The organism is Halorussus aquaticus (genome assembly GCF_024218795.1).
Lineage (GTDB): Archaea > Halobacteriota > Halobacteria > Halobacteriales > Haladaptataceae > Halorussus > Halorussus aquaticus.
In genome coordinates, this window is record NZ_CP100400.1 from 2,574,754 (window position 1) to 2,594,482 (window position 19,729).

The window sequence follows — 19,729 nt, forward strand, 5'->3', positions numbered from 1 at the left end:
AGGACCGAGCGCAGCGTGTCCTGTCACCGGATACCGCGAAGCGCAACGCGTTTACTCCCGGTTCACCTTCGAACGAACAATGACAGACACGATTGCGGTTGCCGTGCCGCGCAAGGGCCGCCCGCTGGAGGCGGTCCTCCAGCGCGTCGCCGAGGAGACCGGCGCGGAGGGAGTTGCGGACGAAATCGTCTCGACGCTCCGCTACGAGAAGGCCGTCACGAAGGGCGACCAGACGCCCGACCGAGACGTTTACGACCGTCTCGCCGACTACAGCAACCTCGACGACCCCGCGAAACCCGACTTCACGCTCCTGCGCGACGACCGGGCCGGGAAGCCCCGTCGCATCGTCTTCGACAGCGTGACCGTCTCCGCGGACGGCGTGAACCTCCGACTCGTCGGGCGCGAGGAACCGTTCCGCGCGCTCCGCAAGCACGACTTCGCGCTCGGGTTCGACAGCGCAGACCTCGTGCTGGAGGAAGTCGTGGAACTGCGCCCGGACCCGCTGACCCGCATCGCCGACCTGAACGCCCGCATCGACCCGCACGACACCGACGTTCGGGTCGTCGCCGGGATGGGCGACACGGTGTACCACACGCTGATGGCGACGCCCGAGACGCTCCCGCAAGGGGGCAGTCCCTCCCGCGAGTTCCTGCGGGACTACGAGGGCCAACTCTGCATCTCGCCGCGGTACGAGCGACTCGTGGAGGCGGTCATCGGGACGCGGAACTCGGACACCCTCGATTTCGCCTACCCCGGCGAGAACGAGGAGGAGGAAGCCGCTATCGCCGACACGGGCGTCGGCGTCTACCTCACCGTGACCGGTTCGACCGCGCGGGAACACGGACTCGTCGTCGGCGAGGAACTGTTCCCGAGCGAGACGGTGCTGATGGAGAACTACGAGGAGACCGGCGAGACGGCCGAGCGCGTCAAGGAACTGTTCGCGCGGGCCGAGACCGAGACCGAGATGGCTATCTACTGAGTCGGCGGCATCGCAATCGTCGGTCTCTCTACTTTATCGGCGATTCAGACTCCGGTGCGTGACGTTCACTCCCCGCTCTCCGCGAGGAGGTGTGAATCGATGTACGCGTCGAGTTCGCGCCGCGTCGCTCGGATGGCGTCCTCGGCGTCGTCGGTCGTGACACGTTCGAGCATCGACCCGTTGATGGTCGTCACCAACAGCGCGGCCGCCTGCTCGGGGTCCACGTCTCGGAACGCGCCCGTCTCGACGCCGTCGCGGACGACGTCGGCGAACTGCTGCCGGAAGAACCGGTCGTTTCGGCTGAACTGCTCGCGATAGGCCTCGTCGTGGGGTGCCTGAGCGCGGAGTTCGATCATCGCGCTGGTGAACTCGTAGCGCTCGGCGTCCAGCGTCGGCGGGACGACGTGGTCGAGGACCTCCCGGAGGTGGGCGCAGGGGTCGTCGTACTCCTCGGCCGGGATGTCGGCTTTGAACTTTTCGAGGACGAATTCGAGGAAGTCCACGAGCAGTTCGTCTTTGCTATCGTAGTGGTGGTACAGGAGCGATTTGCTCTTCGCGAACTCGTCGCCGATACGCTGAATAGTCAGGTTGGCGTAACCGTGTTCGCAGAGAGCGTGGTAGGTCGCCCTCATGATGGCGGACTTGGTATCGTCCGAGTCGTTCTCGAAGATGTCTAACGCGGACACGTGATTGACTATTTATTCAGCAGCTATATACGTTCGTATCTCCTCCGATGGAGTGAAGCGATATCGCCGCAGTTCGAGACACTTATGTCACCCCCGGATTCCTCACGAGAAACGGCGGCGCGAGGTACAGCGAGCGAATCGCCACCGACCGAGTCCGCGATCCGCACGACGAACCTCAACTTGACCTACGGCGACGGCACGGAGGCGGTGCGAGACGTCTCGCTCGACGTTCCCGAAGGGGAGTTCTTCGGATTCCTCGGACCGAACGGCGCGGGCAAGACGACGACCATCAAGGTGCTCGCCACCCTGCTGAAACCGACGCGCGGAGACGTGCAGGTCAACGGGTTCGACGCCGCGTCGGACCCGCGGAAGGTCCGCGAATCCATCGGCTACATGGCTCAGGAGACGAGCGTGGACGAGGAACTCACCGCCCGCGAGAACGTCCGGTTCGCGTGCGAGGCCTACGGCGTCCCGCGCGCGGAGCGCGGCGAGCGCATCGACGAACTCCTCGACCTCGCGGACCTCGCGGACGTGGCCGACAAGAAGGCCACGGAGTTCTCGGGCGGGATGAAAAAGCGCCTCGACGCCGCCACCGCGCTGGTCCACCGACCGCCGCTGGTGTTCCTCGACGAACCGACGACGGGCCTCGACCCCAAGGCGCGCAACCGACTCTGGGACTACTTTCGGCGCATCAACGAGCAGGGGACGACCATCTTCCTCACGACACAGTACCTCGAAGAGGCCGACGAACTCTGCGACCGCATCTCGGTCATCCTCGACGGCGAAATCGTCGCCACGGGGTCGCCCGAGGAACTCAAACGTGAGGTCGGCGGCGAAATCCTCGACATCGACGTCGAGGGCGACGTCGCCCGGAACGAGCGCGCGGCGGAGGTGGCCCGGAGCGGAGACCTCTTCGAGTCCGACGCCGCGGTCGAAACGACGGACGAGGGTATCACCGTCACGTCGAAGCGGGCACGCGAGCGCGGAACGGACCTGCTCGTGGCGCTCCGCGACGCCGACCTGACGGTCACCGGGTTCAACGTCCGCGCGCCGACGCTCGACGACGTGTTCCTCGCCATCACCGACGAACAGGTCGCCGACGAAGACGAAACCGGGGTCGCGGCCACGGCCGCCGGGGAGGGTCCCGAACGGTCCGCGGACGCCACCGACAGCAGTCACGAGGGGGGAGACGGATGAGCGCGCCGACCGACTCCGCCAGCGACCCCGAGAGGTCCGACGCTCGGGTCGGCGGGTCGGCCGACGCGACTCGCTCGGGCAACTCGTTCGCGGGCGACTTCTGGGTGAACTTCAAGCGGTGGAACCTGAAGGCGGTCCGCAACCCCTTCGTCCTCGTCGTCTCGCTCGTCCAACCCATCATCTTCCTCGTGCTGTTCACGCAGGTGTTCGGGCAAGTCGCCACGGGTGCCATCAGTCGGGGCGACGCCGGTATCAGTTACGAGACGTACCTCGTGCCCGCCATCGCGGTACAGGTGTCGCTGGCCGCCGCGGCCACTTCCGGCGTCGGACTGGTCAACGACATCGAGAACGGGATGTTCGAGAAGGTGTTGGTGAGTCCGATGAACCGGGCCGCGGTGTTTCTGGGGAAGACCGCCGCCGAGATACTCCGCATCTTGATTCAAATCGGCATCATCCTCGCACTCGGCGTCCTGCTCGGTGCCGAAATCGCCACGGGACTCGCGGGGGCGCTCGGTATCATGTTCGTCGGCGTCCTGTTCTCGATGTGGTTCGTCTCGCTGTCGAACACCATCGCCATCCTCACCAAGGATCAGGAATCGACCATCATCGGCGCGAACCTGCTCCAGTTCCCACTGCTGTTCGTCTCGACCGCGTTTCTCCCGCTTCGGCTTCTCCCCGACTGGATTCAGACCGTCGCAATCTACAACCCCATCACGTACGGCGTCGATGCCGCGCGTGCGCTCATGCTCGATCGCGACGTGATGACCGTCGTGGAGGTGACGCAGTTCGGGGGCGTCTGGAACACTTTAGTCCCGGCGTTGGCGGTTCTACTCGCGCTCGACGTCGTCTTCGGCGGCGTCGCGGTTTACATGCTCTCGAAGGCGTCGAGTTCCGACGTGCAGTAGGACGAGACGATATATCGAAATACAGTTTATTCGTTCGACTCCCGGTACCGATAACGTCAGATAAGCGTGCAGAAGGTTCGAGATACCGTCTCATTTCCTCCGGAAACGCTCAGGGAACTAGCAGAGACTGTAGACGTTCGCCTCGTACACCTCGCGCACTCGGTCGCCCCAGTTGTGGGTGTAGGTGTCGATGATGTCCTCGGCCACGTCGCCTCTGAGGTACTTCACGATGCCTCTGTCGCCGGTTCTGTCCCGGAGGTGCGTCGTGAAGAAGTGCCGGAAGTAGTGGGGCGTCACGTTCTCGGCGGCGTCGCCGCCGCGCCGGTGCCAACCGCGTTCGCTCGCGTGCTTCGTGACGATATGGTGGACGATGTCGGGCGTGACTCGCTGGCCCCAGTTCTCCCGCGTCGTCGTGAACACCGGGTCCGCGGGCGATATCGGGTCCGGTCGCACCGCGAGCCACTGTTTCAGCACGCGCTTCAACTCGCCGTCCACGGGAATCACCGTCTCGCGCTTTCGCTTGTTGGAGGCGGGACGGCGCTCGCCGTTGCACTCCTCGCCGACGGTCGGTTCCGGCGAGACGTATATCGAGTCCGCCTTGCCGTCCAACTGGGGTCGCGTCGCGTGGTCGGTGTCGGACAGCGACACGTCCCGCAGGTCGAGATTGCAGAGTTCGCCCGCACGCATGCCGGTTTTCAACAGAGTGACGACGATTGCCCGGTCCAGCGGGTGGGTCACGTCGGCGACGAACGACACCATCGCGTCCACGGAGATGTCCCGCCGCGTCGGGTTCGTGTCGATTCGCTCGTCCATCTCTTCGACGACGAGCGTCATCGGATTCGAGTCGAACTCCCCGACCTGATTCATGTACGCGTAGAACCGGTGGAGGTAGGAGGCGTAGGTGGCGACGGTGCTCTCCGCGACGCTCCCGCGGAGTTCGTGAATCCACGCCATGCAGTCGCGCCGCGTCGCCGCCGACGGGGGTTTCGTCGTCCCCATCGGGTTCCGGTCCGGCGTGCCCAGAAACGCCTCGAACTCTCTGAGGACGCGTTCGTAGGCGTCTCGCGTTCGCTCGGTCTTCCCGTGATACGTCATGTCTTGCAGGAAGTACGCTATCGGGTCGCCCGCTCCTCCCTCGCCGTCGCCTTCCTCGCCGTCGGGGTGGTGTTCACTCGCCATCGTTCCCCGTGACGAGCGTGTAGCCGTCTCGACGACCGCTGTACTGGATTCGGTTCTCGCTCTGGAGTCGCTGGAGCGACTCCTCCAGTCGGTCCTCGATGTTGTTCGTCAGTTCGTCCACTAACTCGCCCCACGAGAGGTACTCCGAGGTCGAGAGGACGGAGAGGACGTGGTCGGCTAACTCCTCGCCGTCACCTGCTTCGTCCGCGTCGGACGCGGGACCCGAGTCGGACTCCGTCGCCTCGATGTCGAAGTCGCGCCGCCCCGCCTGCACCATCGTCCGCACGAACTCGCTCTGACTCATGTCGAGTTCGTCGGCGTGTCGCTTCCACTCCTCTTTTTGATACGCGGGGACGAACGTCTTCACGGCCTTCCGGGTCGTATCGACGTTCTCGTCGCCAGTCATGTTCGGGGCGACTCACCCCACCGTTATCAAAGTATCCCAGACTCCAGAATAAACAATCTTATTTGGGAGACCTGCCCCACGTATTCCCCGCTATGAGTTGGTTATCCGCGAGTGTAGCACTATAATCTGCGGACAGTGGTCCCACACTCGCGTCTCTAATTTTCGCTCACGCGCTCGAAGAGCATGGTGTTCTGGCTCACAAAATCCCACAACGAATTAATGTAAATATATTTATTGAAATAGGGGTTTCGCGGAGGGTGGTTTCGACACCCTCCACCCATGGGGTAACGTCCTCGAAACACCCCATCAGTTCAGTAACAATTCCGCACCAATATTGTTAGTTGTCTAACTCTTATGCACGATTCTTATCAACCATACAGTGTGTTCGCGGAGGCAGTGGATGACCAGAGTTCGCCGAGCGATAGTTGCGAAACCACCCCATCAGTTCATTATCACAGTCTCCCAATCTGACACCATAATTCGATAGTCGGTTGTCCTAAACTCTTTGTTCTGTCACTAAACCGCCTCTTCTGGATGGCGAGTCAGTCCAGAGTCCTGCGCTCCTATCTGATGATTACCGCAGTCACTCCGAGACCACCGAAGAAACAGTGACGTTCCGTAGCATCTCAGAAAGCGATGTGAGCGCTGTCAAGAGAATCCCGCGACGGGAACGCACGGACTGCCCGCAGACGGAATGCGGCCGTCGGAGCCGGTCTGGGACGCGAACTCGTCGAGACTGGGACCGGGAACCGCATCCACATCGTCAGAATTGCCGCTCTGGCCGGTCGTTCGATTCGGAGACAGCGACGAACTCGTTGCCTTCGGGAACGGAGAACCGCTAGGCGTTCCTGTCCGGACGCCTCGGAGAGCGTCTTCACGCGGGGGTCGAACGCTTCGACCGAAGTGCAGTGCCACCGCCATCGTGGGTTTCTGTACACAGCACGGGACGATACTGTCGGTGACTCTTTTGGTCGCCGAGGCGCGTGGGCGTCCTGTTCCGTCGTCCGACCGGCCGACCTTCACCGACTGCCGAGAAACGGTTCATCGCCGATTCTCGTCGAGCAGTCACCCACGAGGACAGGGATTATTTTCACGGCGTCGTTGATTTCCTCCGGGACCGTCTCGTCCGTACGCTGAGACGGTGGACCGGGCGGAGGTGCCGTCAGTGGTACTATCGGTCGAGGCGTCCGGAAAGTCTCCATCGAAGGGCAGTCGAGGCGCTGTCAGAGACGGCGTAAACGGAGATTCGATGCCCGGTAAGCGACCGAAGTTCTGACTCACGTCGTCGGAACGGCAGGTACTCAGCTTCGATAGTCGCATCTCTCCCCGTAACCGGGGCGGTGGTCCCGTCGGCGCGTTCGACTCCGCTACGCCGTCCGCCGTCCGGAGGATTGTTCGTCGGTAGCGTCGTCCGTCTGGCTATCGGTTTCTCGCCCGGTTCGGGGGATATCGGGAGTCGCTCGTTCGGTCTCGGCTGGGCGTCGGTCCGCGTTTACGGGGTTTTACGCGGGAGTGTCGCTGCTCCACGGCGTTTCCCCACGTATCGGCTATTGGCTTCACGAGCCAAACGCAATCGGTACGAAAGACGACCTCCAGATTCTCCGGGCGGATGGTGTCGCCGCATTTGCGGTGAGTGACTGGCTGTCAGGTCGTTTCCCGTCAACTCTCTTGTCGGATATCATCACGAAACCGAGAGCCGTCTCGTCCCGTCGAGCGGTCTCGAACGGTTTGCCAGCTCGAACGACTGGGAGAACGACCGGAGGTGCGACGAGAACGACCGTCAGACCGACTACCGCGACCGGCGTAGCGAACGGTCCGTCCGTTCTATCCTCTCGTTTCGCGATGCTGCTCGATGAGACGAGAACGGCCGGATGCCGCCCCGCTGACCGCTCGACTCACACTGTCTGTCGAACCACCTCGTCTCGCGAAGGTACCGATCGACCGCCGTCCAGAATTGGCTCGTTTGCTAAATGTGGCCCCATTAATGGCAAATTTTTAAGTAGAATGAGCTGGCGCAACGTCCGAAACCAGTCTCGTAAACTCCATTTCGATATATCGAAACCCCGGGTTTCAGAATGTCATTTCGACCGCCGCGTTGGGACGAAGCGTGGCGTGTACCGGCCGTTCCGTCGGTTTCTACTCGAATCTGGCCGACTCGCCCGAGGACTCTCCACCGCACTACCGATGCAGTCGGTTGGCGGTAGACGATTGCCGGGAACTGAATCCGCGTGAGTCGTGAAGTGAGGCCCGCCGAGGCGCAACCGTCAATACACACCCCACCGTTACGTGTTAGGTATGCGCATGGAGTTGCGGGTGTGTAAACACTGCTACGAGGGGACCCACGGAAATCCCGAGAAGACGGCCATCACCGAGGACATGGTGGCGCTGGCCGAGCAGATACGGGAGTACAAGGACCTCATCGGCATCGACTCGCTCTACGTGACCCGCGTCGCCGAGGGCGACCCCGGCGGCGAAGAGGTTCTCCCTGCGGTCGTCGCCAGCATCGAGAACGACCGCATCACCCTCACCGACACCCAACTCGTGATGGAAGACGACCAGCAGAACATGCTGGTGTATCTGGAACCAGCCGACATCCTCGACGTGTTGACCCGGAATCTAGACCAGATTCGCGAGCAGACCAGACAGGACGTGACCGTCGAGTTGTCCGAGGAGTCGGCCGACCTAATCGAGTGACGAACTGTCTTCGAAGAGAGTGAGTGACGGTTCTCGGGTCAGTCGTCTCCGCTCCCGTCTGCCATCGGCGTCTCGTGGCGCTCGCGGAGTTGCGCCTCGTAGCGCTTCCGGAGGACGTTGCCGTACATCGAGAGGACGAGACCGACGAACAGCACGAGGATACCGACGTTGATGCCGACCGTCAGGAGCGCGTTGGTCGGCCCCCCGCCGATAGTGAGTTCGCGCGGCACGGGATATCCCTCGTCGAAGATGCTCCCGACGAGGACGCTCACGATGCCGACGACGGTCAGGACGCCCATCAGGTTCGCCGCCCAGTTCCAACTCGGCGAGAGCGTCAGTTGCTCGATGCCGGTGCCCTCGTGGTCGTCGTCCTCGTGGGACTCCGGCGTCAGGTCTCGCGGGACGAACGCCTTGAGTTCGACCGGGTAGAACGCCGGGTGGAAGCCGTGTTCGAAGATGTGGAACATCACGCCCATCAGCATGATGACCCCGAGCAGGCCGTGGAAGGTGACGAACGCCAGCGCCGCGGTCCGGGTCGCCAGATACTGCATCAGGCCGACCTTGTTCCAGATGAGCAGGCCCGACAGCATCAGCAGGACGAGTTCGATGGAGAATATCCAGACCACGCCCTTTCCGACGTAACTCAGCAGTGGCACCTCGTCGGCGGAGTAGCCAGCGAACTGACGGGCGTGGGGATGGCGCTCCTCGGCCCGGCCCAACGCGAACTTCACGTCCTGAATCGCGGCGTCCACGTCCTTCTTCGAGGGCATCGCCGCCTTGACGCCCCGGCGACCGCCGGGCGTGATTATCGTCAGCGTTATCCAGAAGACGACGAGCGCGACCAGCCCCATCCCCGCGAGGCGGTGGACCGCCAGCACGCCGGTGTTGCCGCCCATCAGGGTGACCAGCCACCAGAGTTCGTCGTTGAACATCACGGCGTAGCCCGTGAAGAACAGCGCGAACACGTCGAGCGCCAGCAGCGAGTGGAAGATGGTCGTCGTTCGAGTGAACTTGCCGTGGTCGAGGTTGGTCATCGCTCCTCACCTCCGTTTCGCTCGCCGCCGTCGGTGGCGACGGTGTCGCCCGTCCTCCGGTCGGCCGGTCGCCGCATTCGTTCGGAGAGCTGTCGGAACGCCGCCCAGTGGATGAACACCATCACGAGGATGAACACGCCCATGATGGCGTCGGCGGCGTGGGTGATGGCGATGGCCGCGTCGAGGACCGGGACGGTGTTGCCGACCACCCAGTCGGTGCCGACGCCGCCGCCCGAGACGGTGGGTGCGATTCGGAACAGGCCCTCTAAGACCAGTTCCTGCCCGCCGAACCAGTTGTCGGCCCAGAGGTACGCGATAGCGGTCGCGCCGAACGCGACACCGGCCGCGACGGCGACCGCCGGGCCGCCCGTGAGACCCGACCCGTCGTGGCCCTCGGTCTCGCCGTCGGGGTCGCGGTCCGGGTCTTCGGGGGCGGTTCGAGCGTCGTCGGTTCGCGTGTCGTCGCGCACGGTCCGGGCCTCCTCGGGGTCGGCCCGCGCGGTCTCCGCGTCCGTCCGGGCGTCGCTGGTCGCGTCGGCGGTTTCGGACTCGCGTGACCGCTCGTCGGTCGTACCGCGTTCGGCGGAGTCGCTACGGGCGTCACGCTCCGTGCGGTCGCTCATCCGCCGAACACCTCCGCGTCCTCGCCGAAGATGATGTCCATCGCCACGTCGTTGAAGAACACGTCGGCGTCGCGGCGTTCCAGTTCGTCCGCTATCTGGTCGGCGCTCCCGACGAGGATGGCGTCGGTCGAACACTCCTCGGCGCAGGCCGGACCTTTGCCGGTCTCGGACTGGCGCTCCTCGCACATCGTACACTTGTCCATCACGTTCCCGTTGCCGACTATCTGGGCGCTCCCGTCGTCGGACTCGGGGAACTGGGGCGCGCCGAACGGGCAGGCCGACAGGCAGTACTGACACCCGACGCAGAGGCTGTCGCGCACGTCCACGAAGCCGTCGCCCTTCTTCACGAGCGAGTCCGTCGGGCAGACCGACACGCACGGGGCGTTCTCGCAGTGGTAACACTGCATCGGGATGGACGTCTCGCCCGGTTTCTTGCCCTCTTGGAGGGCCCGCGCGCTGTTGGCGTTGAGACCCTGCGCGGCCTCCTGACCCTCCATCATCGTGGCGACGCTGATTCGCTGTTCGTCTCGGGGCACGTCCCACGTCCGCTTGCACGCGACCACGCATCCGCCGCAGTCGATGCAGGCCTCCACATCCGGGAAGATGCGCGCGTCCTCGCCCGTGCTCATCACGCCGCTTCGCATGACCTCCTCGCCGGAACCCGACTGGTTCTGTGACTGTTGTTTTGACATATTTTACCACCTCATTGCGTGGTCCCCTTGTCGCGGACGTCGAAGTCCTTCTGCGTGCCGATGCCCTCCCGGTCCTGCGGGAACTCGGCGTCGAAGCCGACCATCTTGCCGTCCTCCCACATGTTCAGGTCCTTAAGTTTCGACTCTGTGGCCTTCCAGAGTCGCACCATCGCTGGTTTGGTCTCCTGCATCTGGGTCTCGGCGTCGTAGCCCCGCGACGTGACGATGTTCGCGCTGTCGCCGATGGCGAACGGAGCCATCCCGTCGGGGTACTTGTCCTCCAGACTCTTGCCGCGGAAGACCCCGCCCCAGTGGAACGGCAGGAATATCTCCCGCTGATTCGGCCGGTGAGTCACGCGGGCCTTCACCAGCACGGACCCGCGGTCGGTCGTCTGGACGACCACGAGGTCCCCGCCGTCCACGCCCGCCGAGACGCCGTCCTGATTCTGGCCTATCTGAGTGGCCTTCTTCGGGTGAATCTCGGCGTACATGTGGGGCTGGAGGTCCGCGAGGAAGACGTTCGAGCGCGACTCGGACCCGCCGCCCTGATGCTCGACCTGCCGTCCGGTCGTCATGATGGTGTCCATGCCCTGCTGGTTGGCCTTCTTGGTCGCCGTCTGCTGGATGGCGGCGTTGTTCTGGTCGAGTCGGTAGAAGTTGGTCTGGGTACCGTTCGCGGGCCACTGCTCGACCAAGTCCGGCCGCGGACTCTCGATGGGTTCGCGGTGGACAGGCACCGTGTCGAGGAAGTTCCACGCCACCGCCCGTGCCTTGCCGCGGCCGGTCGGCGCGTCGGGTTGCTTGGCGTCGTACTGCTGGTAGTCGGCCGGGTTGATACCCGACGCCGCGCCCTTGGGCTTGACGGTGCCGTTTTCGCGCATCTGCTGGAGTTTCTTCGCGGTGTCGAGAACCGACTTGTCCTCCCGGAGCGCGTACTCGTACGGCACCGAGAGCGCGTCCGGGTTGGTGATGTCTTCGGGCCACACCGTCGAGAACCCGGGGTACTGAGGCACGCCCTGAATGTCGCCCTGTCCGTCCCACCAGTCCGGGTTGTAGGACGCGCGGAGCATGTCCAGTCCCTTCTCGCCCTGTTGCTGGACCGTGTTCGTGAACGGGTACTGCTTTTCGTCGGGGATGTTGCCCGACTCGACCATCTCGTTCCACTCCTTCTTCGTCGGCGCTTTCGTGCCCCAGCGAGCGCGGAAGTCCTGCCCGCCCTCTCTGGGGTCCAAGTCGTCGCGCCAGATGATGGGCGTCCCCGGATGGCCCTCGCCCCAGCAGGGCCACGGCAGTTGCCAGTACTCGCCCTCGACCGGCCCGGACTTGCCTTCGAGGTCCTCCGTACTGAAGGCGTAGTCGTACTCGTACTGGCGCTGGAGTCGCTGGGGGTCCTGCTGGTAGCCGATGGTCCGGACCCCGAGGTTTATCTCCTTCAGGCACTGCTCGTAGGTGGACTTCCCGTTGAACAGTTCCGGCCCGCCGCCCCAGTCGAAGTGCTCGCCGTGGCCCAACTCGGCGGCCAACTCCTGAATGATCTGCATGTCGGTCTTGGAGTTGTGGCTCGGCGGCCGGACCGGGTTGCGCCACTGGACAGACCGGTGGGAGTTGGTCACGGTGCCGTGGTGTTCGTACTGGCTGGAGGCGGGCAGGATGATGACGCCGTCGTCGCGCTCGGCCATCACCGACGCCAGCGACGGGAACATGTCCACGACGACCAGCAGGTCGAGGTTCTCCATCGCCTTCTTCTGCTTGCCCATCTCGCTGATGGAGTTCACGGAGTGGCCGTCGAACACCGCGGCCCGGAGCCGGTTGGGTTGGTACAACTTCGACTGGTTCAGTCGCTCCTCCCTCGGGAGCGCCCCCTCGAACCACCGGGCGACCGTCAGCCCCTTCTGGAACATCATCGACCGACTCGGGACCTTGGCGTCGCCGACGTTGATGAACGCCGAGGTGGCCTCGGCGGCCTGGTCCTGCCACTTCTGCTTGGGCATGTTGTCGTACCGGCTGTTGAGGTCCTTGAACGACGTACTCCCGCTCGTCCACGGACTCTGGTCCCACACGTCGGCCCAGTAGGACCACGACCCGGGCGAGGTCACGCTGTAGTAGCCCGGCAGGATGTGGCTGTTCGGCCCGAGGTCGGTCGCCCCCTGCACGTTCGAGTGGCCGCGCATGACCTGCAGGCCGCCGCCCGACCGGGCCGCCGACCCGGTCGCGAGGCTCAGCATCGCGTACGACCGAATGTGCTGGGTCCCGTTGTTGTGCTGGGTGCCGCCCATCGCCCACTCTATCTGGATGCTGGGCTTGTTCTCGATGACGAGGTCGCCGATTTCGCGGATGTCGGCCTCGTCTATCCACGTGATGTCCGAGACGGTGTCGAGGTCGTACCGGTCGAGTTCGGCCTCCACGTCCGGCCAACCGTTCACGCGCTCGGAGAGCATCTGCCGGTCGAGTTCGCCCTGCTCGCGCAGATAGCGCAGGAGGCCCATCATCAACGCCGTGTCCGTGCCGGGTCGGAGTCGGTAGAAGTGGTCGGCGTGGGCCGCGGTCTTGGTGAACCGCGGTTCGATGACGACTATCTTCCCCCCGCGCTTCTGGCCTTCGAGGATGTGTTGCATCGCTATCGGGTGGGCCTCCGCGGGGTTCTGCCCGATGATGATGTCGAGGTCGAAGTTCCGGTAGTCGTTGATGGTGTTGGTCATCGCGCCGTACCCCCACGTGTTCGCCAGCCCCGCGACCGTCGTGGAGTGACAGATGCGGGCCTGATGGTCCACGTTGGTCGTCCCGTAGAACGCGGCCAGTTTTCGGAAGGCGTAGGCCTCCTCGTTGGAGTGGTGGGCGCTCCCGAGCCACATCACGCTGTCCGGCCCCGACTCCTCGCGGTACTTGTTCAGCTTCTGGCCGACCTCCGACATGGCCTCGTCCCACGACACCTTCCGCCACTCGCCGTTGACGAGTTTCAGCGGGTGTTTCAACCGTTTTGGCGAGTGTTCGCTGCCGTAGATGCCCGCGCCCTTCGAGCAGAGCGACCCGTTGTTGACGGGGTGCTCGTGCCACGGTTCCTGTCCGACGAAGGCGTCGCCCTTGCGCTCGCCCTTGAATCCGCAACCCACCGCGCAGAAGTTGCAGATGGTCTTGACCGTCTCGGTCTGGCCGAGCGCGCCCTCCGGTTCCTCCTCACCCCCGTCGTCCTGCGCGAGTACTTGTCCCGTTGCGCTACCACCGAGTGCGACCGCCCCCGCCAGCGCGCTCGCCTTCACGAACGAACGCCTGTCGAGGTCGAGTGAAACTGGTTCCGTTGGTTCAGTACTCATGGTACCCCCGTCGTGGCCTGTGCCTTGTCAGCACTTGCCAATCCCTAGAACCGATTCAATTCTAACAATCATTAAAGTCCGGGTGCGCGTGACAACGGTTCATCACTACGTCAGACGGACGAATCGTGATGTGGCGTGTTGACTCTGCGCAAGACCTTTGTCTGAACCGACTGTATCAGTACGGGCATGAAGACGGGGGCGTTCGTCTGCTCGTGCGGGGAAACGTGCGACGTAGACCTCGAAGGGGTACGAGAGAGCGTCGAAGGGGTGGACGTGGTGGCGAGTTCGCGCCTGCTCTGCGAGGACGGACTCGCGGCCATGGAGCAGGTCGTCGACGAGTACGAACTCGACCAGTTCCTCGTGACCGCCCCGGAGGAGCGGTGTAAGCGGAAGTTCCGCGAGTTCGCGGTCCAGAAGGGACTCCACCCGGAGGCTGCCGCGTTCGTGAACCACCGCGAGGGCGCGGGATGGGTCCACGACGAACCCGCGGCGACCGAGAAGACCGCCAGACTGCTCAACGCGAGACGGGTCGCACTGGAGGAGGAAGCCGTCTCGCGCTCGGTCTCTCGCGAGGCGGGCAAGTCGGTCGCGGTCGTCGGCGACGCCGAGACGGCGGCCGCGCTGGCCGACACCGCCGACGTGACGCTGGTCGCGGACGGCCGGGAGTTCGCCGACACCGACGCCGACTTCGACGACGTGACCGTCGAGCGCGGCCGCGTGGTCGGCGTCGAGGGGCGCTACGGCGACTTCGAAATCGCGCTCGAAGCGCGCGTGACCGACGACTGCATCGGGTGCATGGAGTGCGTCCGGCGGGGTCCAGACGACGGCGTCACCCGACTCCCGGTGGATATCTCGCCGGAGACTGCGGCCGCGGCGACCGGCGACTCGCCAGCGGGAGAGGACGGCGCGGCCGGAGACGACCCGACGGTCGCCGACGGCGGGACCCCCGGATGGGTCGAGTGCTGCCCCACCGACGCCATCGAACTCGGGGGCGTCGAGCGGACGATAGCGGCCGACCAGATTGTGTATCCGGGCGCGGACCGCGAGACGAGGGGCGGTCGAGTCGGGTTCTACACCGGTCCCGTGGACGCGGCGACCGTCGCGGCGGTCGAAGACCTGCTCGGCGGCGTCGAGAAGCCCAAACACCTCGACCTCGACATGGACGTGTGCGCGTCGGGCGAATCGAGCCAGATGGGGTGCAACGAGTGCGTGGAGGCCTGCCCCCACGGCGCGGTCGAGCGCCCCCGAATCGACGAGGTCGAGTTCGACGAGGTGGCCTGTCAGGACTGCGGGGCGTGCACGAGCGCGTGCCCGACCGGCGCGACCAAACTCCGGGAGCCTTCGAACCGCCGCGTCGCCCGCGAGGTGGAGGCCCTGCTGGAGGACCCCAACTCCGGCGGGTGGCTGTTCGGCGGGAGCGACCCCATCGGCGAGCAGGTGGTGGCGTTCGTCTGCTCGGAGCGGGCCGCCCGCGCGCTCCGGGAGTACGGTCGCGACGCGACTGCCGAAGGCGCGGAGTTCGAATACCATCCCGTCCTGCCGGTGTCGATGCCGTGCGCCGACGCGGTGGGCGAGGCCCACGCGATGCACGCGCTGGCGGCGGGTGCCGACGGCGTCGCGGTGGTCGGGTGCGGCGGCGACTGCCAGCACTCCGGGCCGGACCCGAAGGCCGAACTCGTGGACAGACTGAACTGCGCGTCCGCCGACCTCGGACTCGGCGAGCGCGCGACTTTCCTCGCGCCCGACCCCGAGGACGCCGCGGGGTTCGCCGAGTCGCTGGACGAGTTCGTCGATGGTCTCGACGAGTCGCCGGTTCCGGCGGGCGAGTACGAGGCGACCGGCGGCATCGCCGACGAGGACCGACCGAACCCCGAGTTCGACAGTCACGGCTGGACCGTAGAGAGCGTCCGTGCGATTCTGGACCACGCCGACCCCGAGCGCGAGGTGATTCGCGGACTGAAGGACTTCGGCAGAATGGAAGTCAGCGACGACTGCGCGCTGACGCCGACCTGCACGAACCTCTGCCCGACCGACGCGATTCGGCGGCGCGAGGGGAATCTGGAGTTCAACCACGAGCGGTGCGTCAACTGCGGCCTCTGCGAGGAGGGATGTCCCGAGACGGCCATCGAGATGCGGGACGGACTGGACCTGTCGCTCCTGCCGGAGAACCGCGAGCGACCGTCGGGCGACGCGGACGGCGAACCCGACGACCCCGCGTGGACGACGGTGATGGAGGGCGAGATGCGCGAGTGCGTCCGGTGCGGCAAGCCCTTCACCAGCGAGGCCTCGGCCGAGAAAATCGAGGGCGAGGTCGGCGGGATGGTGGCCGGACTCGCGCCGGACTCGGACCACAGCGTCTTCGAGTACTGCGGGGACTGCCGCGCCAGACTCCTCTTCGAGGGGTGACGAGACGGACCGACGACACCACGAACGACCAACTGAAGACCCATGGACGAACGCCAACTCTACGACGCGCGCATCGAACTCCTCGACTACGCCATCGACACCTTCTGGGACACCCCGAGGGAGTCGTTCGTGGCGAACCTGCTGGAGGGCGAGATTCGGATACCGGGCGAGGAGGTGAACCCGGCGATGGACGAGGGGTTCGCGCAACTGGAACGCTTCGTCGAGGCCAACGAGGGCCGGTCGGTCGAGGACGTGCAGGACGAACTGGCGACCGAGTTCACTCGGGTCTTCGTCGGCCCGCGCCCGCCCGTCCTCGCCCACGAGACGTACTACCGAGAGGACGAGGACTTCCTCGGCGAGGGACTCGCGGCGGTGTCGGCGAGTTACGCCGCGGCCGGGTGGTCGCCGCCGGAGGCGTATCCCGAGGAGGACGACCACCTCGCGGTCGAGTTGTCGTTCCTCCGCTATCTGGTGGACCGCCAGCGCGCGGGCGACGAGGAGACGTTCGGCTACGAGCGCGTCTTTCTGGACGAACACCTCCTGCACTGGGTGGACGCGTTCGCCGAGGACGTGCTGGACGAGACCGACGAACCGTTCTACCGGGCCGGGGCGAACGTCGTCGCGGGACTCGCCGAGTTCGAGGACGAACTGGTCGCGCAGATGGTGTAACCCCGTTTCTCACCGCCGACGACCGAGAGGAACTCGTTTCCGTCAGGGCTGCGTGGGATAGCACGGCATGAACGCCTCGCCGAACGTCCTCCTGACGAACGACGACGGGATAGACGCTATCGGACTCCGCGCGATGCACGACGCCCTCTCGGCGGTCGCCGACGTGACCGTGGTCGCGCCCGACGGAGACCGGAGCGGCGTCTCGCGGGCCGACTCGCTGGAGTTCGAAGTCGAGAAGCGGTCGCTGGGAATCGCCGTGGACGGGACGCCCGTGGACTGCGTGCAGTACGCGCGAGGCGGACTGGACGCGGAGTTCGACGTGGTGGTGTCGGGGTGCAACGACGGTCCGAACCTCGGCGCGCACAAGATAGAGCGCTCCGGGACGGTGTGCGCCGCGATAGAGGCCGGGTTCCTCGGTATCCCCGGCGTCGCGCTCTCGGTGTACGACCCGCCGGAAGGGAGTCGGGAGTTCGACCGCGAGGACTACGCGGAGGCCGGGCGCGTCGCCGAGTTTCTGGTCCGACGACTCGCCGCCGCAGACCTCCCGGAGGGGTTCGATTACCTAAATGTCAACGTCCCGGCCGACGCGGACGACCCCCGACTCCGGGTCACCGAACCCGCCTACCACTTCGACGTGCGAATCGACGAGACCGACGACGGGAGTTACCGCGCGTGGGACCACTTCTACGACCCGTTGCATCCGGACGTTGACGCCGAGATGACCGACGACGTCGGCACCGACCGTCGAGCGGTCGCGGACGAGGAGATATCGGTGTCGCCGCTGTCGGTCCGCCACCGGACGCCCGACGCCGAGGCGGTCGAACCGCTGGTGGCGGACTACCCCGAACGTGTGTCGGAGGTCTGACCCCCCGCGAAGGCTACTCCTCGACGGTCAGGAACACCGCACCGAACAGCGCGACCAGCGACGCGGCCGAGAGCGCGAGCGCGACCGGGGTCGCCGTCGCCACCGCCTGCTCCATCCGGAAGTACCAGCGCCACGTCTGCTGGGTCTCGGCGACGGCCGCGACCAGTCCCACGCCCGCGACGACGACCAGCAGCGCCCCGACGAGGACGAGGGGGACGACCCGCGCCGCTCGACGGGCGGGCAGGTCACGCATCTGACCACCGTCCGCGAACCGCGACGAACAGGCCGAACAGCGGGACGAGGACCGCCAGCAGGTACCGGACGAACAGGCCGACGTAGCTCAGCGTCGATTCGAGGTGGATGGACCAGTGCCACGTCCCCTTCACCTCTGCGATGATGGCGATGGTGCCGATGACCAGCAGCGAGAGACCGAGGAGCGCGGTCAGCGCGTACACCGACCGCCGGAGGACGCCCAGCGCTCGGCGTCGGTGGGGTCGGTCGGTCCTCGCGCGGTCGGGCGCGGACTGGTCGGGCGCGGGTCGGTCGTGCGAACGGTGGTCTCCCTGCATGTGCTACCCCCAGTAGGTCCGATAGGCGTCGTAGACGACGAGACCGAAGACGAGCGCACCCACCGCGAGTATCGCGCTCGCGGCGTCGAGCGCCAGCGGTAGGTCCATTCCGGTCCCGCCGTGGAGCGGTCCGATTGCGGCCACTACTCGTGGTATGGGAGTCTTCATCATAAACATTTGCGGCTATATTGAACCGGTGTCCGGGTCGTCGAGCGCGGTGACGGCGGACGGAGAAGTCGGGAGCAACGCTTTTGCCCGTCGCCGCGCTAGCGCACGCGATTACCACGATGGCCTCACGACGCCGCCTGCTGGGGAAACTCGCGGGCGCGGCGGCCGCGGCGGGACTCGCGGGGTGTTCGCAGTTCCGGGCGACCGGCGACCGCGAGACGACACTCGACCTGCCGGAGAACCCGCACGACCTGCCGAGCAGACAGCACGCGTGGAACGCGGTCTCTCGGGGCGACGAACACGGCAACCCTCAGTTGCCGCGCCACCACCTCGTTCTCCTGCTGGACCTCGCGGAGTCGCCCTCGGTCGAGGCGGCCGAACGAGTCGAGCGCGCGATGCGGACGCTCGAATCGGCCTACGACTGGTCCTCGGACGGACTGCTCCACGCGCTCTCGTGGGGGACTCGCTACTTCGAGCGCGTCGGCGCGCTGGACTCGTCTCCGGTCCGGCGGCCGGAGGTGCTGTCGCGGACCGACGACCCCGACCTGTTGGAGTTCGACGCCGCGCTGGTGCTGGCGAGCGACGCCGCCTCGAACCTCCGGGCCGCCGAGGCCGCGATGTTCGAGGACAGAGACGCGCTCGCGGGGGAGTCAGTGGACGCCCGCCTCGGCGACGCGTTCGACGTGGCCGAGCGCCGGACGGGGTTCCGCGGGGCCGGACTGCCCCTCGAACACACCGACGCCGAGGGCGTCCCGGAGAGTCCGCCCCTCTCGGAGGGCGACCGGATGTTCATGGGTTTCAAGTCGGGACTCGAAGGGACGCAGGCCAGCGAGGACCGCGTGACCATCGACTCGGGCGCGTACGCGGGCGGGACGACTATGCACGTGAGCCACCTCCGCCAGTCGCTCGACGAGTGGTTCCGGGCGTTCGACGACGCGGGACGAGTCGCCCGGATGTTCTCGCCGGAGTTCTCGCCCGCCGACGTTGCGAACTTCACCGACGACGTTCCGTTCAGCGACGACGTGACGGGCCACGCCAAAGAGTTCGACGTAGTGGGCCATCAGGAGAAGGTCGCCCAGACGCGGAAGGACGGCGAACCGCTGTTGCTCCGCCGGGACTTCAACACCGTGGACGGCGGCCACGCCGGGGTCCACTTCCTCTCGCTCCAGCAGTCGCTGTCGGAGTTCGAGCGCACGCGGAAGGCGATGAACGGGTGGTACGTCCGGGACGACAGCCCCGACATCACCGACCGCGAGAACAACGGCATCCTCGACTTCGTCTCCGTCCAATCGCGGGCGAACTTCTACGTCCCGCCCCGCGCGAAGCGGTCGTTCCCGCAGTTGTGA

General features: G+C 65.7%; 18 protein-coding genes. 8 read left to right on the top strand and 10 right to left on the bottom strand.

Annotation, left to right across the window (positions count from 1 at the left end; genetic code table 11):
- Positions 1-79: 79 nt before the first annotated feature.
- Positions 80-979, top strand: coding sequence for a phosphoribosyltransferase HisG-related protein (locus tag NGM06_RS13290; RefSeq protein WP_254267423.1), 900 nt, complete (start codon positions 80-82; stop codon positions 977-979).
- Positions 980-1,044: 65 nt separating this feature from the next.
- Here NGM06_RS13290 and NGM06_RS13295 read toward each other — a convergent pair whose 3' ends face one another.
- Positions 1,045-1,665 (bottom strand): TetR/AcrR family transcriptional regulator, encoded by a 621-nt coding sequence (locus tag NGM06_RS13295; RefSeq protein ID WP_254267424.1) that lies wholly within the window; start codon positions 1,663-1,665, stop codon positions 1,045-1,047.
- Positions 1,666-1,749: 84 nt separating this feature from the next.
- On the opposite strand from NGM06_RS13295, the gene NGM06_RS13300 reads away from it, so the two are divergent.
- A complete protein-coding gene (locus tag NGM06_RS13300; RefSeq protein ID WP_368410442.1) occupies positions 1,750-2,862 on the top strand; it encodes an ABC transporter ATP-binding protein in 1,113 nt (370 codons plus the stop codon).
- Positions 2,859-3,767 carry an ABC transporter permease gene (locus NGM06_RS13305; RefSeq protein ID WP_254267425.1) on the top strand — a complete coding sequence of 303 codons (909 nt, stop codon included), beginning with the start codon at positions 2,859-2,861 and terminating at the stop codon, positions 3,765-3,767. The genes NGM06_RS13300 and NGM06_RS13305 overlap by 4 nt, the downstream gene beginning before the upstream one ends.
- A 117-nt stretch (positions 3,768-3,884) precedes the next feature.
- Here the strand turns inward: NGM06_RS13305 and NGM06_RS13310 are convergent, their stop codons facing one another.
- Positions 3,885-4,946, bottom strand: a complete 1,062-nt coding sequence (locus tag NGM06_RS13310; RefSeq protein ID WP_254267426.1) for a tyrosine-type recombinase/integrase — start codon at positions 4,944-4,946, stop codon at positions 3,885-3,887.
- A complete protein-coding gene (locus NGM06_RS13315; RefSeq protein ID WP_254267427.1) occupies positions 4,936-5,352 on the bottom strand; it encodes a DUF5805 domain-containing protein in 417 nt (138 codons plus the stop codon). Before NGM06_RS13315 ends, NGM06_RS13310 begins: the two co-directional genes overlap by 11 nt.
- 2,295 nt (positions 5,353-7,647) lie before the next feature.
- Here NGM06_RS13315 and NGM06_RS13320 point away from each other — a divergent pair.
- Positions 7,648-8,046: a hypothetical protein gene (locus NGM06_RS13320; protein WP_254267428.1), complete on the top strand. Its 399-nt coding sequence runs from the start codon at positions 7,648-7,650 to the stop codon at positions 8,044-8,046.
- Between the two features lie 38 nt (positions 8,047-8,084).
- Here the strand turns inward: NGM06_RS13320 and NGM06_RS13325 are convergent, their stop codons facing one another.
- Genes NGM06_RS13325 through NGM06_RS13340 form a run of 4 tightly spaced genes read right to left on the bottom strand, consistent with a single transcriptional unit; the run spans position 8,085 to position 13,706 of the window.
- Positions 8,085-9,080, bottom strand: coding sequence for a cytochrome b/b6 domain-containing protein (locus NGM06_RS13325; protein ID WP_254267429.1), 996 nt, complete (start codon positions 9,078-9,080; stop codon positions 8,085-8,087).
- Positions 9,077-9,703: a hypothetical protein gene (locus NGM06_RS13330; RefSeq protein WP_254267430.1), complete on the bottom strand. Its 627-nt coding sequence runs from the start codon at positions 9,701-9,703 to the stop codon at positions 9,077-9,079. Before NGM06_RS13330 ends, NGM06_RS13325 begins: the two co-directional genes overlap by 4 nt.
- Entirely contained in the window at positions 9,700-10,347 is a 648-nt protein-coding gene (locus NGM06_RS13335; protein ID WP_368410488.1) for a 4Fe-4S dicluster domain-containing protein, read from the bottom strand. Before NGM06_RS13335 ends, NGM06_RS13330 begins: the two co-directional genes overlap by 4 nt.
- A 59-nt stretch (positions 10,348-10,406) precedes the next feature.
- Positions 10,407-13,706, bottom strand: coding sequence for a molybdopterin-dependent oxidoreductase (locus tag NGM06_RS13340; RefSeq protein WP_254267432.1), 3,300 nt, complete (start codon positions 13,704-13,706; stop codon positions 10,407-10,409).
- Between the two features lie 186 nt (positions 13,707-13,892).
- Here NGM06_RS13340 and NGM06_RS13345 point away from each other — a divergent pair, with 186 nt between their 5' ends.
- The 3 genes from NGM06_RS13345 to surE all read left to right on the top strand — a co-directional run bounded on the left by NGM06_RS13345 (position 13,893) and on the right by surE (position 17,646).
- Positions 13,893-16,112, top strand: coding sequence for a 4Fe-4S dicluster domain-containing protein (locus tag NGM06_RS13345; protein WP_254267433.1), 2,220 nt, complete (start codon positions 13,893-13,895; stop codon positions 16,110-16,112).
- Between the two features lie 42 nt (positions 16,113-16,154).
- On the top strand, positions 16,155-16,781 hold the full coding sequence (locus NGM06_RS13350; protein WP_254267434.1) for a TorD/DmsD family molecular chaperone: 627 nt from the start codon (positions 16,155-16,157) through the stop codon (positions 16,779-16,781).
- A gap of 67 nt (positions 16,782-16,848) precedes the next feature.
- Complete coding sequence (gene surE, locus NGM06_RS13355) at positions 16,849-17,646, top strand: 5'/3'-nucleotidase SurE (RefSeq protein WP_254267435.1); 798 nt, start codon at positions 16,849-16,851, stop codon at positions 17,644-17,646.
- Between the two features lie 13 nt (positions 17,647-17,659).
- On the opposite strand, the gene NGM06_RS13360 is transcribed toward surE, so the two are convergent.
- Genes NGM06_RS13360 through NGM06_RS13370 form a run of 3 tightly spaced genes read right to left on the bottom strand, consistent with a single transcriptional unit; the run spans position 17,660 to position 18,359 of the window.
- Positions 17,660-17,899, bottom strand: coding sequence for a hypothetical protein (locus NGM06_RS13360; protein ID WP_254267436.1), 240 nt, complete (start codon positions 17,897-17,899; stop codon positions 17,660-17,662).
- A complete protein-coding gene (locus NGM06_RS13365; RefSeq protein WP_254267437.1) occupies positions 17,892-18,215 on the bottom strand; it encodes a hypothetical protein in 324 nt (107 codons plus the stop codon). The genes NGM06_RS13360 and NGM06_RS13365 overlap by 8 nt, the downstream gene beginning before the upstream one ends.
- Before the next feature lie 3 nt (positions 18,216-18,218).
- Entirely contained in the window at positions 18,219-18,359 is a 141-nt protein-coding gene (locus NGM06_RS13370) for a hypothetical protein (protein WP_254267438.1), read from the bottom strand.
- Between the two features lie 143 nt (positions 18,360-18,502).
- Here NGM06_RS13370 and NGM06_RS13375 point away from each other — a divergent pair, with 143 nt between their 5' ends.
- Positions 18,503-19,729: a DUF7405 family protein gene (locus tag NGM06_RS13375; RefSeq protein ID WP_254267439.1), complete on the top strand. Its 1,227-nt coding sequence runs from the start codon at positions 18,503-18,505 to the stop codon at positions 19,727-19,729.